The following is a 19,453-nucleotide window of genomic DNA, read 5'->3' as shown; positions in this document are numbered from 1 at the left end:
ATTTTTACTGACACCTAAATTTTGGGTAATAGAAATGTTTATTTCTATTCGTTTAGTAGACAATCTAACATACAGATGTTAGATGTTAGGTTTTATATTTGAATTAATACTTACATTATGGGAAAATTTTACAAGATTTTACTTTTAAGTTGCTTTTTTGCTTTAACTAATTTTAAAGTTTATGCTCAAACACCAACTATCAATCTTATCCGTTTTAACAACTCGGCAAGCTACACTGCCGGTTCAGGTGTTTCTGTAATTATTAACCCTACTGGTGTATTTGAACTGAATAACCAGTTTGTTTTAGAATTGTCGAATCCAGGGGGAGCATTTACTACGCCAACTGTTTTAAAAACTCTGAATGAGTTTTATGTACCAGCTATTAATGGAACACTTCCAAATGGATTAGCTGCTGGCAGTTATAAATTAAGAATCCGATCAACAAATCCTTACTCAGAATACGTAACAAATTCCTTTACAGTCGTTTCTGGTAGTGGAATTAGTATTCCTAAAGTTACATCACCTATAGCTCCTAATTCTAATTTTTTAAATTGTATTAATTGCAGTAATGAAAATATAATTTTCGGAAGTTTAAATAGAGCTGAAAATGCAACAGTAAGCAATAGTATAAATCCAGTTTCACAAAGAGATATTTCTATTTGTAATTATCAATCTACTGATGTGTACAATATTACCTTAATTAGTAAAATAGATGCTCTTTTAGCACCCCCAAATAATCCAATTCTACCTAACCCCATAATAAACATTAATACAATAACACATACATCAGGTATATTTACAATTCCATCTAATTTAAGTATTGGTACTCATACTTTTGAGATAGAGAAAAGAAATGGCTCAAATATTTCTGTATACAGCGTAGTTTTCTTATTTCATGGTAATGCAACCAGTTTAGGGAATTCAACAAGTGAACAAATATGTATAAATGAAAGTGTTTCTTTTGCAATTGATAAGACTATTTCAGGTATAGGGCGAAATTATTATGGATCAAAGTATAAAATCGATTATGGAGATGGAACCATTGAAGAATATACACATGCTGAACTTATTGAAATGCAAACCCTTCAGCATATTTATGATTCAATCTCATGTAATCTGCCAAATAGTTATTACCTGATTAAAAAAGAACTATTTAATAAAGGATTAGCAAACAATTGCATTGATTTTTCACCTAATGGTCTTGGAGTGACTAAAAATGTAAATACAAGTAGTCCTCCAACAGCAAATTTTGATTTACTTCAGAAACAATGTATCAATACTAGTATTTTCGCAGACAATACAACAATTCCCGGTTCATATGGGACTAATGGCTGTCTCAACGAAGTCACATATTATTGGTACTATAAAAAACCTGGTGATATTACCTTTACAATAGTTCCTTCAAATAGTCCATGGATAAATTCTACTTTTGATTTAACAATTCCATCTACATTTGTCACAATTCCAGGTTGTTGGGAAGTAAAATTAGAGGCTATTAATCCAGATTTTTGTCAGATTGTTTCTGAAATGATAAAAACCATTAAAATTGAAGCTATACCCACCCCTACTTTTACCAATACCCCACAATCTCCAATTTGTGCAGGTACTTCAGTTTTATTTACTAATACTTCAAATATCTTAAATATCCCTTGTCAGGAACCTATTTATTCATGGACGGTTACACCGGTTACTGGAACTCCTGCCACAAGTACCGGTTATCAATTTATTGCACCAACTAATGCCTCTTCGCAAAACGCCAACATATTATTTACACAACCTGGATCATATTCTGTTGTTCTAAATGTAACTAATTCTTGCGGAACATTTGCTTCTACTCCTCGAATCATAGAAGTTTTTGGAGATCCTACCGTTAGTTTTAATCCTAATACCCTGACTATTTGTGATGCAGCACCTGCTGGTTATACCATAGATTTTAGTCAAGTAGGTACTACTCCTACTTATAGTGTGGCACCATATGCCCCAACAAATTTTACATGGACAGTTACGGGTCCGGGCGTTACACCAGCAGATTATTCTTTTGTTGGTGGAACAAATGCAAATAGCCAATATCCTCAAATTAATTTTACAGCTTATAAAACTTATATTATAACTGTACAAGTAAATGGAAATTGTGCAGGCTCTAATCAAGCTTCATTTACATTCATATTAAAAGAAATGCCTGTTATCACGAATACAAACTTGACACAATCGATTTGTACAGGAGGAACAACTTCTCCAATAAATCTAACTTCAAGTATGGCTTCTGGAACTGTTTTTAACTGGGTCGTAACCGCTACTAATGGAATAACTGGTTTTACTACTCCGGGTACAGGGAACACAATACCTGGCGCTACTTTGGTTAATCCAAGTAACACAACTGGAACGGTTACTTACACTGTTACTCCTTCTAATAATGGTTGTGTTGGTACTCCTGTAAATTTTGTAATAACTGTAAACCCAGCTCCTTTAGTTCCTGCTCAAGCAATAACTACTTGTTCTGGCAATGCTTTTACGGTTTCTTTAAGCAATAATCCTCCTAGCGTAATTTTACCTTTGGGTACTACTTTTACATGGACAGTTACAAGTCCTGTTGGAATTACAGGCGCTTCTAATCAAACTACACCTGTTAGTTCTATTGGGCAAACATTGGTTAATACAACAAATGCTCCTATCGATGTAATCTACACAATTACAGCAAGTACTGGTTCTGCTCCTTCTATTTGCACTAGCAACTTTACATTGACCGTAACAGTTAATCCTAGACCTCAAATACCTAATCAAATATTATCGGTTTGTTCTGGAAATGCTTTTAATCTTTCCTTAAGTAATAATCCACCAAGTATAATTCTACCATCAGGAACTACTTACACTTGGACAGTAACAGCACCTGCAGGAATAACAGGTGCTTCTAATCAAAACACCTCTATAAGTAACATAGGCCAGACACTTCTCAATTCAACTAGTAATCCAATAAATGTAATTTATAACATCACAGCTACTTCTGGATCTGGCATCAATACTTGTAGCAATAGTTTTACTTTGACTGTAACTGTAAATCCTGCTCCAAGTGCAACTATTTCAGGAAATTCAAGTGTTTGTCAAAACTCTAATGCTGCAGTGATTACATTTACAGGACTTAATGGTGTTGCGCCTTACACATTTACTTATTCTATAAATGGAGGGAGTAATCAAACTATAACTACTACCTCTGGAAACTCAACAACTTTAATTGCACCAACTTCAACTTTAGGCACATTTAACTATTGCTTATTAAACGTAGTTGATTCAAGTACTTCTTCTTGTATAAACACTAATAACACTTGTGTTTCAGTTGTTGTAAATCCATTACCAACGGTTTCAACTCAACCTACAACTACACAATCTATTTGTGTGGGTGGAACTATTGCTCCTTTGACTGTAGGGTATACTGGTGGTGTGGGAGCTGCAACCTACCAATGGTATAGCAACACTACTAATAGTAACTCTGGTGGTACTCTTATTGCTGGTGCTACTAACGCAAGTTATACACCTGCAGCATTTACTACTGCTGGAACCTATTACTTCTACGCAACAATTACTCTTAGTGGTAATGGTTGTGGTGGCACTACTTCGAATACGGCTCAAGTAATTGTGGTAACAGACCCTATTGTAGATACACAAGCTTTAGCTACTCAAACACTTTGTCAAAATAGTACTCCAACTAATTTAACCATTACTGTGTCTGGTGGTATTGGAACTTATTCATACCAATGGTACAGCAACACTACTAATAGTACTACTGGTGGAACAATTATTCCTAGTGCTACAAACGCAACTTACACTCCTCCTACTGCAACTGTAGGTACTCAATACTATTACTGTGTGGTTACGCAAAGTGGTGTTGGTTGTAATGTAACTAGTGCGGTGAGTACGGTAATTATTGTACCTGCGCCTGCTATTACTACACAACCTGCTTCTAGCTCAGTTTGTGAAAATGGAACTCCTACTCTTCTAACTGTAGCTTACACTAACGGAACTGGAACACCAACTTATCAATGGTTTAGCAATACTACTAATAGTACGATTGGAGGAACTGCAATACCTAGTGCTACAACTGCTTCTTATAGTCCGCCTGCTACAACAATAGGTACTTTATACTACTATTGTGAGATTACTTTCTCTTCGGGTGGATGTACTAGCGTGCTTTCTAATACAGCGGAAGTAGTGATTAATCCACTTCCAACGGTTTCAACTCAACCTACAACTACACAGTCTATTTGTGTGGGTGGAACTATTGCTCCTTTGACTGTAGGGTATACTGGTGGTGTGGGAACTGCAACCTACCAATGGTATAGCAACACTACTAATAGTAACTCTGGTGGTACTCTTATTGCTGGTGCTACTAACGCAAGTTATACACCTGCAGCATTTACTACTGCTGGAACCTATTACTTCTACGCAACAATTACTCTTAGTGGTAATGGTTGTGGTAGCACTACTTCGAATACGGCTCAAGTAATTGTGGTAGCAGACCCTATTGTAGATACACAAGCTTTAGCTACTCAAACACTTTGTCAAAGTAGTACTCCAACTAATTTAACCATTAGTGTGTCTGGTGGTATTGGAACTTTCGCTTACCAATGGTATAGTAACACTACTAATAGTACTACTGGCGGAACACTTATTACAGGTGCTACAAACGCAACTTACACTCCTCCTACTGCAACTGTAGGTACTCAATACTATTACTGTGTGGTTACGCAAAGTGGTGTTGGTTGTAATGTAACTAGCGCGGTGAGTACGGTAATTATTGTACCTGCGCCTGCTATTACTACACAACCTGCTTCTAGCTCGGTTTGTGAAAATGGAACTCCTACTCTTCTAACTGTAGCTTACACTAACGGAACTGGAACACCAACTTATCAATGGTTTAGCAATACTACTAATAGTACAATCGGTGGAACTGCTATCGCTGGTGCTACAACAGCATCTTATAACCCTCCTGCTTTAACAGTAGGTACTTTATACTACTATTGTGAGATTACTTTCTCTTCGGGTGGGTGTACTAGCGTGCTTTCTAATACAGCGGAAGTAGTGATTAATCAAATCCCAGTTGTAAATAGCGTTTCTGCTATTATTTGTAGTGGTGAACAGTATATTTTTAATTCAACAAATTCAAATGATGTATTACCTGCTGGTTTACAATATAGTTGGAATTTAGTTTCAATGACACCTGCTGGAACAGTATCAGGTTCGGTAAACAATGGAACTTTACAAAATCAATTTATTCAACAATTAGTGAATAATTCTAATGGTATTACAACTTTAGTATATGAAGTTACCCCAATAGCAGGTATTTGTACAGGAAATCCATTTACCATTACAATTGAAGTTTATCCTAAACCTAATGTTACTTTTGACATTCCAATTCAAACCATTTGTAATGAAACCAATACATCTTTAGTTACTCTAAATTCAACCCTTCCAGGAAATATTACTTATGAGTGGAATGCTACAATTCCAAGTGGAATTACTGGTGCGTTAAGTTCTGGGACAAACACTATACCTGTACAAACATTAATAAACACAACAAATTCCCCATTGACAATTACTTATGCTGCAACAGCAACATTTAATAATAATGGATCTTCATGTGAGGGGAACGTTTACAACTATTCTATAACCGTTAATCCTACATTCACATCTTCTGGTATAGTTTCAAATTATAATGGATATAACGTTAGTTTTTTTGGTGCTAATGATGGAGCTATCAATTTAACAACAATTGGAGGCTCTGGAACCTATACTTATAATTGGACTGGACCAAACGGATTTACCTCAACCGCTGAAGATATATCTGGATTATTTGCTGGAACCTATACTGTAACTATAAATGATGGTTATTGTGCTCCAATAATTTTAACTTTCACGCTTACACAACCACCTGAATTACTTATTCAGCCAGATTTAAGTCTTACTATAAATCTGATTTGTTTTGGCGATAACAATGGTGCTGTTGGTGTATTGATTACTCAAGAATCGGTTCCGCCATATGATTATGAATTATATGATAGTAATGGCAACCTAGTAACATCAATTATAGATTCTACTAATTTAAACCCTCAGTTTACGGGATTAATTGCTGGAGTATATTCATTAACAGTTATAGATGCTAATGGAGGAAGAAAAACAGTAACAGGACTTACTGTTAGCCAACCAGATGATATTGTAATAACGGCAACTACTACACCTATCACTTGTTATGGCGCTAATAATGCTTCTATTACGTTAACAGTGACTGGAGGAACTGGCCCCTACCAAGCGCAATGGGATAACTTAGCTACTGGGTTTTATCAAAATAATTTAGCTGCTGGTAATTATTCAATTTTAGTGACAGATAACAATGGTTGTACTAAAACAATTGTAGTAAATATTCCTGAGGCGCCAATATTTACAATCAATCCGGTAGTTCTTAATATTTCATGTTTTGGTGCTAATGATGGTAGTATTAATCTAAATTTAGTTGGTGGAATTCAGCCAATATCACTAACTTGGAGTGATGGCAGTACTGCTGGTTTAGTTAGAAATAATTTGGCTGCAGGAACCTACACTGTAACAATTGTTGACTCAAAACCGTGTACGATTGTTAGAACTTTTATTATTGTTGAACCACAACCCCTTGTTTTAAGTGCAAATGTTCAAAATGCATTAGATTGTAACAATGCTAATAGTGGAGCTATAAATTTATTAGTATCTGGAGGTACCCCTCCATTTACCTATAGTTGGTCAAACGGAACTACAACTGAAGACTTAAATACTATTCCATCTGGAAATTATGCTGTTTTGGTAACTGATTCAAGAGGATGTACAAAATCAGCACAATATATAGTAAACCGACCACAACCATTAACATTAAATGTAGAAACTGATACTAATGTTAATTGTGAAACAAGAGACATCAGTCAGATTTTTGAAGCACAAGTATCAGGTGGAGTTCCTCCAATACAATTGAGTTGGTCGAGCGGAACTGTTAGCGGTTCAAATAATGAATTCATGACCACAGACCAAGACGGACTGGTTGTTTTAACTGCAACAGATGCATTAGGATGTACCACAACTTATAGCTTAAACGTGGATATACCTGTGATAGGAAATGCATCTTTCGATCAAACTTCTTATGGATACACTGCCTATGGAATATATTCAATTTTAGATCCTATACAGTTTACAAATACTGCTACTGGTGATTATGTGAGTATATTATGGAACTTTGGAGATGGAACATTTTCAAACGAAGAAAATCCAATTCATACTTATGTACTGGAAGGAAACTATGTGGTAACACAAACTGTTACTTATCCTTTTGGTTGTGTGTATGTTCATACAATAAGCTTACTAGTTGAAAAAGGATATTTACTTGTAGTTCCAACGGCATTTACACCAAATAATGATGCACTAAACGACACTTATAGACCTGTTACAAAAGGTTTAAAAAATGTTCGTATGGATGTTTATGACACATGGGGATCTTTAATCTATTCAGAAACTGGAGATGTTCTTCGCGGTTGGGATGGAACCATTAAAGGTGTTAATGCTGAAAACGGAAATTACCATTGTAAAGTAAGCGCTGATACGTTTTATGGAAGTATAATAAGAGCTGAAGAAACTTTTGTCTTAATTAAATAAGAATTAGAAAAAAATGAAATTTAAATTATATATATTACTAGTCTTTGTTACCCCTTTTATTGAAGTTAAGGCACAAGACCCTGTATTTACACAATTTTTAATAGTTCCTGAAACATTAAATCCGGGATTTACTGGATCTGCAAGTTCATGGAATGCTGGTATAATACATAGGAGGCAATGGCCAGAAGGTAATAGACGAATTGATACCCAATATGGATTTGCTAATAACTTGGTGACCGACAATCTAGGCGTTGGGATAACAGTCTTAAATCAAAAAGAAACTTTCACAAATTATAACTATTTTCAATTTAATGGAGCCGTTTCTTATCGAATAGATTTAAATTATAACTGGCGTCTTAGATTGGGTTTAGAAGGAGGTTTTGGACGTAAAGATTTTAACTTTGGTAATTTACTATTAGAAGATCAGATAAACATTAATGATGGTTCAATCTCAGGAAGTAGTATTGACCCAGGTTTTCTTAGATATAATAATCAAATCAATTTTGTGGATTTTTCTTTTGGTGTATTAGTTGATGAAGAAAATGCATGGTTTGGAGCTGCCTTAAAACACTTAACTCGTCCTGACATTTCTTTTCTTGAAAATGGTAATGTGCCTTTAGATTTGTTCTTATCAGTACATGGTGGCTATTATTTTGCTTTAGATAATTCGCCAACTATGATTTTGCCTGCAGATACAGATTTATTAGTGTCTTTTAATTACATGAGACAATCTCAATTTAACCGATTAGATATTGGTGCCTCATTAGAAATGAATATGTTTTCTTTTGGAGTTATTGCAGCTACCAATCCAGAAGGAAGAAGTACAAATAGTCATCTTGTTACTTCTCTTAATCCTTTTGTTTCTATGAGAGCTGGCGAATTTAAATTTGGATATTCATATGATATTAACACCTCTAGATTTGGACAAAATCAAGGGGTTCATGAACTCACTTTGACTTGGCAGTCTAAATATACTTGTAGAGATTGTGATAATTATCGAATGAAACTAAAAGATATTAGATGGTAAAAAATAAAGGCTAAAGAAATAATATCATTCATTATTTCTTTAGCCTTTAAAATTTTGTAGAATTGCTTATTTCAATTACTCTTTTAAAATACCATCTTTATAAGATTCCTTTTTTATAGTTTTATCGTTTGCGTCTTTATAACGAGTGGTTCCATTCCTAACACCATTTTTAATTTTTCTTTCCTCAAAGGTGCCATCCTCTGACTTATAAATAAATTCATCTGAAAAAGGTTCATTTCGTTTTAAATCATAATAATATTCAGTTATTATATGACCATAACCATCATAAGTAAAGGTTGCTTTTACATTTTGATCATAATAATAATTTTCCCAAGTTCCAGTTTTTACATTCGAAGTGTAATTACCTGTACTAATTATTTTACCGTCTAAAGATTTGTGTTCAAATACACCATTACGTTTTTTTATCGATTCACCAGCACCTTCAAAATCTAAATGAAATGTAATTGGTGAAACTACAAAATCAGCTGTTTTTATAAAACTATACGTTTGAGTAAAAATTCCCGTTGATAAATTCTCAACTACGATACAATCTAATTTAGAATCTGTTTCATTTTTTATAGTATATGATTTACTCACATTTCCAGAACCATCTAATTTTTCTAAGCGATATAATTTACCTTTTTTAAAATATTTTTTTTCTGCAGGTTTGTTAAAAGCATAAGTAATATGTTCTCCGTCAATTTCATCATCAATATAAAAATAACTTTCTAAAAGATCATTATTTTCGTAGCGTTCCCATTTACCTTGTTTTTGACCATTTAAATAAACACCTGTTTCAAACGACTTTTTATTTAGCCAAAAACAAAATTTACTTTTTCCATAAATAGTCCATTTTCCTGTTTCTTTCCCATCCAAATAAAATCCTTTTGACCATAAATCATTATCAGATCCCCTAACCTCATATGCCCCATTTAATTTATCATCATTATAAGTAGCTATTTCATTAAAATAAATACAAACAGTTTCATAACAACCCTCTTCATCTTCTTCTCCTTGTTTGCATGGCACTTTATTTTTTTCAAGCAAAGAATATCTTTTTTGAACTCCTTCTAGTCTCCCATCCACATAATTAGATTCTTTATATAGTCTTCCACTACAATCAAGCGGTTTATCATTATGATCTACTAAATTTTCATGATAAAATTTCCACAAACCCGTTTTCAAGCTGTCCTTGTAAACACCCTCTGCTAATAAAGAGCCGCTTATACCAAAGTATTTAGCATTTCCATTTAATTTGTTTTGTTTATATTGTAATTCAGCTTGTAATACAACTTTGTTTGAGATTGTATCAATTGAAGGATAACCTCCAATAAAAGCACGTTTCAAATTCAGATATACAAAAGATGCTCCTTCTAAATTATCTTCTTTATAATTTTGGAACAGAATTTCATTATCTGACGTTTCTTTATTTAAACCTTCTTTTTTTCCATTTACATAATAAAACTCTCGTACAACCTTTTTTTCGTTAGGTGTAACAATTTCTCCTATCCACTTTCCCTCTCGTAGATCATTTTTATAATTACCATAAAAACTAAAATAATCCTCATTATTATCAAAATAATCATTCTCCACTGAAGGGCCTTCTAAATTTCCTAATTTAAATTGGGCTGTTCTAGTTATTCTTCCAATTGAATCATAATTTTTTAATAAGCCTTCAATTTTACCATCTTTTAAATTATAACTTGCGCTGATATTTCCATATTCATCATAATCCTTTTTAAATCCATTATTTGGGTCATAAACTCCACCTTTTTTATATATGGTAACTTCATAAACCGTATATGTTCTTTTATTAGAACTATCATAATAATCCTCGTCATCTTTATCTTCTTCACGATTGTAAGCTATTTTTAAATAAAAAGATTTGTTTTCGTAGGAAGCAACCACTCTATTATTCAAAATCTCTTCATCAGTTAATTTATAAGCGTTTGCAGTTAATTGCAAAATTATTGTATTATAATACTCTTTTTGTCTAAAACGATACATAATCATATTAGGCAAGCCTTCATAATTATTTACATAAACCCAAGCCGATGCTCTTGCATTATCATATACATTTCTACCATAGGCCCAAGTAATCTTATTATAACCTATTCCATCACTTTCAGAAGAATCATAATAATCCCAACCTTTACTAATTAAAAACTTATTTGTAGTTTCCCAATTTTTATAGCTGCCCATAGTATGTAACTCGTTAAGCGTTATTTTTTGAGCTGATAAATTTTGAAATAAAATCAGGAATAATAACGAGAAGTAACAATTCGAAAATTTCATAAAATTATAAATAGAATTAATATTATAGTTTAAAATAGTTGTTATATGTAAGCAACAAACACCTCAAAACCAATTCAATACCTGAATTCCTATTGAAGCATTTAATTTATTAAAAGTATCAAAAACAGATATTTTCCCTAAAGAACATGCATGTTTATCATTTGTAAATGGTGTAAATTCTTGTTGTTCAATATTTATTTTATTCGACGGATAAAGCAACATCGCTTTTTTACTATCCCAATACTCATTATACACATACATCTGTCTTAAATCGTGTGTAGATGGCTCCGAATAGTCGATGTTTTTCCATTTCGTGTCAATGATAAAAGTTTCATTTCCCTTTTGAATAACAATATCTGGTCGAATGGATATGTTTTTCCAAAATCCTTTCGAATTTTGACCGTAAACTTTAAATCCTTTTTCATCCGCTACTTGTTGTAAACGAATCAAAATGTATTCTTCCCACAAAACATTCATATCAAACAATAAGGCTAACATTTGTTCAGAACCACTTTTGATGTTAGGAGCATAATTCAATATAATTAGTCTTGCAATAGCTAAAGCAGTTTCATAAGGAGCTGTTTTCCTGTTTTTTGGAATTTTGGAAAAAGTTGTTTCGTTGGCTTGTATTCCGGTAACTTCAGGGAAATTTAATTGTGTTGTTTTACACTTACTGTACAAATACGTTCCTTTAGATAATGAAGCGATTATTGACAAGGCTTGCCCCAAAACTTGATGTAATAAATGGTCTTTATCATATACTTGATGGGTGGTGTAAAAACGCTCTTTGTGTACTAGGTTTTTAGATAAATGACCTGCAAATTCTAGTTTTCCTTTTAATGCTTTTACGTTATTAGTTTCCTTGTAATACTGTTTTATCAATCCTTGATGAATTAACAATTGTACTTCGTTTAAAAACCACTCAAAGTAAATATCTAATAAGTGAATCGATTGTTTTGAAACATTGGCCTCACCCACTTGCTGCACTTTCAATTTACGAGTTACACGTAACATTTCAATCAAAGCTGATTGCCATTTTTGTTTGTTTTCTGCTGATTCAGATTCGTATTTATCAATCTTAGGTAATATTTCAATAGTTAAACCATCAACTTGGATAACACCAACGTATTGTTTAAACGTTATTTTTTGGTAACCAATTATGAAATACTTATTTTTATGGGATTCATTAAGTTGTATTAGAGCATCAAAATGTCTTTGTTCAAAACGAATGTTATTATACAAACTGCCTACATAAAGTGAGCTATATTCAAATACTTGGATAGTTTTTATTTCCATAATTTACGGATAGCTTCTTCAATATTAAAGTCTTCGTCAATAGGAATTAAACTATATCCATTTGTTTTAAAGTTGTTATTTTTAATGAAATCAGGAAATACTACTTCGTTTTTATTAACTAATTCGACAAAACCATTCCCCAAAACCATTCCTATTTTTTCATAATCGCTATAAAAATACTCCTGTAATAATGGAATAATATTTCTTTTAAAAGTTCTTTCTAAATCTTCTATACTATTTACTTTTATAAAATAAGAATGACCTATTGTATGATCTCTATCAAGTAATATCTCAATTCTATCGTTAATTGTTTTTAATAGTTTTTCTAAATTAATGCCATTAAAATCATCATTAAATTTATCAAAATAATCTAAACTTTCACGAGTTTGATCTTCCTTCATTGTATCCCAAATTGATTTTTTTTCTTGAATAAGTGATTCTGGCACACCTAATAGATTAAATAAATTTTCTTCTTCAGAAATAAAAGGCTCTTCTTCCCAATCTATTTCTTCATATTTCCACAATAACCTACAATACATTGCTGATGGTGATAATAAATCTGGTTGAGGTTGCATTTCCTCAAAACTAAAACGCCTTCTCAAAGCAGTATCTAATACTTCAACACTTCTATCGGCAGTATTCATAGTACCAATTATATATAAATTTGGAGGAACACCAAATTTTTCTTTACTATATGGAAGAACAACTTTTAAGGCTTCATCTTTTCCTAATCTTTTATCATTCTCTAACAATGTGATTAGTTCTCCAAAAATTTGTGAAACATTACCACGATTTATTTCATCAATGATCAATACGAAACTTTTTGATTCATCCATTCCTTTATTAATTTCTTCTGGAGATAATAGAAGAAATGTATCTAATAATTCTTCATAATTATCAGATAAAGTTATAGTATCTTCTGAAGTAGAAAGTTCAAATCCTTTATTTTGAATAATAAAATCATAAAACCCTTTATAAACAGCATAAAAAACAGATAAATTGTGTTTAAAAAAAGGAGCAAAAGCTTCTTTCAAATTAGTAATTTCGTTTGGATTAAGTCCAGCTTCAAAAAGCAATTTTAATTTACTTTTCGAAACAGTAAAAGGTTCAGTTGCTTCGATTCCTTTTTCTTTATTGTACCAAATAAACTTCACTATAATAGAACTTCCTTTTAATTCAATAAATTTAATTTCTTTTTTATTTATTGTGTAAAACATTACATCATTATGTAGCAAGTACTCTAAATAAGCTTGATGTAAACTATCGAAAGAAAAATTAATTTGACTTGTATTTTTAGTTTGAGCACTTTCAATAAAATTTGTTAATGCTTTTTGACAAATATTTTTAAAAATGCCTGGTACAACATCATAAAGCACAGTTGTATTATCTGATTTTGGTTTTAAAGGCTTAATTCCTTCAATAAAATCTTCATAACTCATACTTTGATGAAAAGTAGTAAATGATATCTGTTCATCATCTATTTTTTTATCAAATAAAACCTTTACAGCTTCACGGTTACTAAAATCTAATGAATTCACTTCTTTATCATTAATAATTTCAAGTGATTTATTTATTGAGTTATATGTCTTCCCTGTTCCAGGTGGTCCATAAAGTATTTGATTTAACATTGAACTGGCTTTTAATTCTTTAGTATAAATTGATTCTGAAGTAATTTGATTTTTATCAAGTTGCAAGATTTTTTTAATTGCATTAATACGTGATAAATCTTTTTGAAATTCTTGTTCAGTTATGATATACTTTTCTTTTAAATCTAATTCTTCTAATAGACTAATAGCAAAATCTCTAAAAGTTGTAATATACTCTTCTAAATTTTGAAAAATATCTTTTTGATTTGGATAACCTTTTACGCCGTGATTGTTCGGTCCTAACTTTAATTCACAAAAATCAGCTAATCTTTTATGAAAATCTTTTTCTTTTGGGTCATTAACACCTGATTTGAATGAAATTTCAATATAATTATTAAAATTTCCATCTTTTCCTGTGTTGATTACAAATCCAATGGTTTTTATTTTTCTTGCTTTATCTCCTCTTTTAAAAAGAGGTACGTATATATAATGAGATCCTTGAAACCATTGCCCAACTTGTAATCGTTTTACACCTTTGGCTTGAGCGCTATCTCTTTTTCTTAATGAAAATGTAAAATTTGGGTTTTTCTCTTTATGCTTTAAAAGATATTGCAGAATATCTTCACTAAGTTTTAGCAGTATTTCTTTTGATTTTGACATTTAATTTGTTTTAATCTTCTATATTTAAATTATAATATATTTTAAATTCTAATTGCTCACACAATTGTTTGTAATTTGCATACATATTATTTTCAATTGCTTTAATACTTTTAAAATTTTGACACAATTCAAAAAACAAAATATCTACTACTGTGCTTGAAATAAAATCAATGCTTTTTTGATACCCAGAAATAGCTAAAGCATTTGTTTTTCTTAGAAATTTAGTAATTTCATTTTGATGAATTTTTAATGTACTACAACTTCCAAAGTGAATCATTTTGTTTTCTAGTTTACCCTCAAATTCTTCAGCAAACTCTTCTAGAGTAATTTCATCATCATTTGAAATTTGAATACCTCCACTGAAACCATGAAAGGCTAAATAGATAATTTGGTATTTACCATATTTTGTTTTATTACTTAATAGTTGATGAATTCGCGCAAAAAATTCTGTTTTTGTGCTACAGGTTTTATAAACACTTTCAACATTTGCATTTATTTGCAAGAGTTCTAATGCTGGAAGTATAGAACTCTTCACTTTCAAATTATCATTCCAATCTCCTTCTAAACAGAAAATATGTTTTTCGTAATGTTTTGCTCTGTTCATAATTTACTAAGCCCTCCACTCTTTAAACTGCCCTTCCGCCTGTTCCATAATGTCTTGAAGAATAGCGTTTAATTCTAATATACTTACTTTTCCTCTCAGCTCTTTTTTAACAGCTAAACGAATCGCTGCTTTGGCGTCTTCTTTGTTTGTCCAGTCGATTTGTAGGTTGCTTTTTACGGCTTTTACTACGTTGTGCACCACGTCTTGAATTGGTCCTGCTTCGTTGATGATGTCTTTTTTGGCGGCTAGAATATCATAAAAGGCTAACTCTTCATCTGACAAACCTAATTCCGATTTACGTTTGTCTTCGTCTTGCATTTCTTTGGCACGTTCTACTAATTCTGCTATTGTGGTATAAGAATCAATAGCATTGGCGTGGTAACGGTCAATTACTTTTTCTAATTCTTCTTTTAGCGAAGTGTACTTCTTAATATTCTGAGGCAAACGCATTCTGATTTCGTCTTTCAAAATATTCTTTAAAAGCTCAATCTTAATGGCAATACTGTCTTTATCTTTCTTAACGCCTAATAAGAATTGCTCATCTAAAATAGAAATATCGGCTTTTTCAATACCTGCCATCGCAAATACATCAATAATATCATCTGATTCGATACTTCTACTGATGAGTTCTTTGATTTCGTTTTGAGTGGCTCTGCCATTTCCTTTTACCGTTTTAGCATTTCGTATGGCTTTGGATACGTGTTGCGAAAACAAAATATCAATAGCGAATTCCTGAATTTCAGGTTGCGATTTTACAATGGATAATAAACCTGTCAGTTTCTTTTCTTCCATCATAAATTGGTCGGCAACCTCATCGTATTTTAATAATGCGTTTAAGGCTTGTTTGACCAATAGCATTTTATCACTTTCACGCAAGGCTTTCCACTGACTGTAATCTATGGTTTCGGGTAGCATATTTTTACAAGCTTCTACTTGATTGAAAAACATATTCAAGGCTTGTTCCATATCAATAGTAGGTTCTCCTTTTCCTCCACCACCTGTATATTTATCAGTTGCTTTTCGTAATTGGTCGCCAATACCGATGTAATCTACAATAACTCCCGAAGGCTTGTCTTTAAACACACGATTGGTTCTGGTAATGGCTTGCATTAAATTATGCCCTTTCATAATCTTATCAACATACATTGTATGCACACAAGGAGCATCAAAACCTGTTAACCACATATCACGAACAATAACAATTTGCAACGGGTCTTTCGGGTTTCTAAAACGTTTTTTTAACGCTTCGGTAGCTTCTTGGGTTCTTATGTGCGGATTCCATGTAATTGGGTCTTTAGAAATATTTCCTGTCATCACCACAGCAATTTCAGGGCAACCTTCTAATTGCGATAAAGCTTCATACATTTTAACGCTATTTCTTCGGCTCATACAAACAATCATGGCTTTTCCTGGTAAGGTTTCGGTACGATTGGTAAAATGCTTTAAAATATCTTTGGCAATCTTTTCAACACGCTCTTGCGAACCTGCCGCATCTTCTAAAGCCGCCCATTTTAAGTTGCCACTATCTTCTTGTTCCCAAGTAATAAAATCAACATCGTTATCTAAATTTTCATTCGCTAAATGCAGTTTGGCTAAACGAGGTTCGTAATAAATCGGAACCGTTGCTTTATCATCTACCGCTTGTTTGATGTCATACACGTGAATGGTTTCTCCAAACACTTCTTGCGTATCGGCATCTTTGCTATCTACTGGCGTTCCTGTGAATCCAATAAACGAAGCATTCGGCAACGCTTTACGCAAATTAGAGGCAAAACCATCTAACAAACCATATTGTGTTCGGTGGGCTTCATCAGCCATGACAATAATATTTTCGCGTTCCGATAAAATAGGATGTTCTAATTCTCCTAAAGTTTCTTCATTGCCTGATTTCAAACGGAATTTTTCTATCGTGGTAAAAACTACTCCGCCACTTCCTGTAGAAAGCAAACGTCTTAAATCATCAGTAGAATCGGCATGTTGTACATCACCTACTAAATCTTTAGCTAACACAAAGTTTTCATACAATTGAAAATCCAAATCACTTCTATCTACTTGTACTACGATGGTTGGATTTTTCAATTCGGGCAAGCTTCGTAAGATACCTGCGTAAATTGCCATCGAGATACTTTTTCCGCTTCCTTGCGTGTGCCAAATGACCCCAATACGTCCATCACCATAAGGGCGAATGGCTTTTTTAGCGGCTTCCACTGCAAAGTTAACTCCAAAGAATTGGTGGTATTTTGCGCCTTTTTTAATCAGAGTGCCGTTATGGTCTTCAAAAAAGACAAAGTTTTTAATGTAATTCAATAAGCGTTCTTTTGGAAACAACCCGAATAACAACGTATGCATCTGAAAATCATCTTCGATGGTAGTAATTCCATCGTTACTTTTCCAAGCGGCATACCATTCGTTGGAAGCGTTGAACATACCGTGTTGGGCTTCGTTACCGTCGCTTACTATAGTGGCTACGTTGTATTCAAACAAAAGCGGAATATCTTTGGTGTAATGTTGGATTTGATTGAATGCTTCTTGCAAATTGGTATTTTCATCAAACCAGTTTTTCAATTCAAAAACGATTAACGGAAACCCATTTACATACACAATCACATCGGGACGGCGTTTATTTTTGCCTTTAATGCTTAATTGATTCACTACCCAAAACGTATTGTTTTCAGGGTTTTGAAAATCTATTGGATACACGTGAACGGCTTTTTCATTACCATTCGCGTCTTGGTATTCGTAATCTAAGCCTTTGGTAAGTTTCAAATGAAAATCTCGGTTACGGTACAACAAATCAGCGCCTTTATTGTTTACAAACTCCGCCACAATTAACGGATACAACTCCGCAGGCAAATGCGGATGCTGTTGTTGTATAAACGCTAACAACGTAGCTTTATCCACCACTTCGTTTTCTGGAAACGTAAACGTAGTGCCGTGTATGTGGCTATACCCTAAATCGGTTAACCAATCGATGGTAGCTTGTTCTATTTTGGCTTCTGTTGTCATTGGCTTTTATATTTATTCCTTTGTCATGCTGACGCAAGGAAGCATCACACACTTTTAACTTTGTACTTTGTACTTTTAACTTTCTTGAAACTCCTTCAACCGCACCTCACCACTAATTAACTTAGGTAATAAAGTATCGCGTAATTGGGTTAAGGTTTGGTTTTCTCTAATGTTTGATTCTATATTATTAAATTTTGAATTCATTATTTCATCAAATTCATTGACTATATTTTTTGGAGGAATTATAATTTCAATTCTCTTTAATAATTCTGTTGTTAAACTTGGAACTGCTGAACCAACATCCATTGAAGCTAAATCAACTGATTTCAAGAAATAAAAAATATATTTTCCAAAACATTTATCTTTTATCTTAGAATAAAACATCGTATCGACAGACCAAAAAGGTTGTGAAACATAAAATAGATTACTTAACGTTCCTTTACGCGGTATAAGAATTGATTCTTTATCATAAAGTGATTCGTTTACATATCTCATTATTCCACCAGAGCCATAAACAGGTATATTTCCTTCTTCTAATTTCTTATGATCTTTACCATATTTAATTTCTAATAAATCTTCTAATTTTCCAATCTCCCAACCCTTAGGAATCCTCCCTAACTCGCTTTCTACAAATTCACCGTCTTGAAACGGACCAAAATCTACAAACCAGTGTTTGTATAACGCCATAGCCATTTCTTCTAAGGTTTTGTTTATGGCTAGGTTGTTTTCGATTTTGTCGTCGATGGCGGAAAGGATTGAAGCGATGGATTTTTGTTCTTGGATAGAAGAAGGTAAACTTATATCTAGGTTATTAATATTATAAATTGGCAACTTAGGTTGAGTTGAACCAACTATCCCTTTAACAATCTCAAATTGTCCAATATCTGAAATTAAAAAATAATATAAATATTCGCTATCAATATTTTTAAGATTGGTTATTTTAACGCAGTTTTCAGTCAAACTAGCATTGTCTAATTTTTCATCAATTATTGAAACTGAACCAACTGTTCCCACAATTGAAAGAATTAAATCATTTTTGTTTACTATATATCTTGAAATTTTAGGAAAAACATCATTTGGAACATATTGCAATTTTTCAATTGGAATTGTTCTTGTACCCATATCAGTAACTCTAATATATGGATGTTTGGTTTTGGTTGTAACAAGAGCCTCTCCTTTTGGTAAACGCTTACCTCCTTTAATATCTCCGAGTTCTCCGAGTTTATATGTTTTCCAGTTGTTTGGCATTTATTTTTTTATATTTATTTTGTCATTCCGACGCAGGAGGAATCACATCATACTTAGTTGAACTTT

General features: G+C 32.7%; 8 protein-coding genes. 2 read left to right on the top strand and 6 right to left on the bottom strand.

Annotated elements, in window-relative coordinates:
• Positions 1-117: 117 nt before the first annotated feature.
• On the top strand, positions 118-7,665 hold the full coding sequence (locus AAEO58_RS06470; protein WP_341682720.1) for a PKD-like domain-containing protein: 7,548 nt from the start codon (positions 118-120) through the stop codon (positions 7,663-7,665).
• Positions 7,666-7,678: 13 nt separating this feature from the next.
• Entirely contained in the window at positions 7,679-8,692 is a 1,014-nt protein-coding gene (locus AAEO58_RS06465) for a PorP/SprF family type IX secretion system membrane protein (RefSeq protein ID WP_341682719.1), read from the top strand.
• A 75-nt stretch (positions 8,693-8,767) separates the two neighbouring features.
• Here the strand turns inward: AAEO58_RS06465 and AAEO58_RS06460 are convergent, their stop codons facing one another.
• From AAEO58_RS06460 to AAEO58_RS06435, 6 genes are all read right to left on the bottom strand, one after another.
• Positions 8,768-10,894: a toxin-antitoxin system YwqK family antitoxin gene (locus AAEO58_RS06460; protein ID WP_341682718.1), complete on the bottom strand. Its 2,127-nt coding sequence runs from the start codon at positions 10,892-10,894 to the stop codon at positions 8,768-8,770.
• A 156-nt stretch (positions 10,895-11,050) separates the two neighbouring features.
• Positions 11,051-12,283 carry an McrC family protein gene (locus AAEO58_RS06455; RefSeq protein ID WP_341682717.1) on the bottom strand — a complete coding sequence of 411 codons (1,233 nt, stop codon included), beginning with the start codon at positions 12,281-12,283 and terminating at the stop codon, positions 11,051-11,053.
• Entirely contained in the window at positions 12,274-14,529 is a 2,256-nt protein-coding gene (locus tag AAEO58_RS06450; RefSeq protein ID WP_341682716.1) for an McrB family protein, read from the bottom strand. The genes AAEO58_RS06455 and AAEO58_RS06450 overlap by 10 nt, the downstream gene beginning before the upstream one ends.
• Before the next feature lie 10 nt (positions 14,530-14,539).
• A complete protein-coding gene (locus AAEO58_RS06445; protein ID WP_341682715.1) occupies positions 14,540-15,133 on the bottom strand; it encodes a DUF6642 family protein in 594 nt (197 codons plus the stop codon).
• A 6-nt stretch (positions 15,134-15,139) separates the two neighbouring features.
• Positions 15,140-18,139, bottom strand: a complete 3,000-nt coding sequence (locus AAEO58_RS06440; RefSeq protein WP_341682714.1) for a type I restriction endonuclease subunit R — start codon at positions 18,137-18,139, stop codon at positions 15,140-15,142.
• Between the two features lie 75 nt (positions 18,140-18,214).
• A complete protein-coding gene (locus AAEO58_RS06435; protein ID WP_341682713.1) occupies positions 18,215-19,387 on the bottom strand; it encodes a restriction endonuclease subunit S in 1,173 nt (390 codons plus the stop codon).
• Between the last annotated feature and the right edge of the window lie 66 nt (positions 19,388-19,453).

Origin of the sequence: Flavobacterium helocola, assembly GCF_038289885.1 — a bacterium.
Classification (GTDB): domain Bacteria; phylum Bacteroidota; class Bacteroidia; order Flavobacteriales; family Flavobacteriaceae; genus Flavobacterium; species Flavobacterium cheniae.
This window is presented reverse-complemented; position numbering and strand designations above follow the sequence as displayed.

Excerpts from the sequence above, each read along its gene's own strand:
- AAEO58_RS06460 (WP_341682718.1), bottom strand. The coding sequence starts at position 10,894 with ATGGGCAGCTATAAAAATTGGGAAACTACAAATAAGTTTTTAATTAGT.
- AAEO58_RS06470 (WP_341682720.1), top strand. The coding sequence starts at position 118 with ATGGGAAAATTTTACAAGATTTTACTTTTAAGTTGCTTTTTTGCTTTA.
- AAEO58_RS06435 (WP_341682713.1), bottom strand. The coding sequence starts at position 19,387 with ATGCCAAACAACTGGAAAACATATAAACTCGGAGAACTCGGAGATATT.
- AAEO58_RS06455 (WP_341682717.1), bottom strand. The coding sequence starts at position 12,283 with ATGGAAATAAAAACTATCCAAGTATTTGAATATAGCTCACTTTATGTA.
- AAEO58_RS06440 (WP_341682714.1), bottom strand. The coding sequence starts at position 18,139 with ATGACAACAGAAGCCAAAATAGAACAAGCTACCATCGATTGGTTAACC.
- AAEO58_RS06445 (WP_341682715.1), bottom strand. The coding sequence starts at position 15,133 with ATGAACAGAGCAAAACATTACGAAAAACATATTTTCTGTTTAGAAGGA.
- AAEO58_RS06450 (WP_341682716.1), bottom strand. The coding sequence starts at position 14,529 with ATGTCAAAATCAAAAGAAATACTGCTAAAACTTAGTGAAGATATTCTG.
- AAEO58_RS06465 (WP_341682719.1), top strand. The coding sequence starts at position 7,679 with ATGAAATTTAAATTATATATATTACTAGTCTTTGTTACCCCTTTTATT.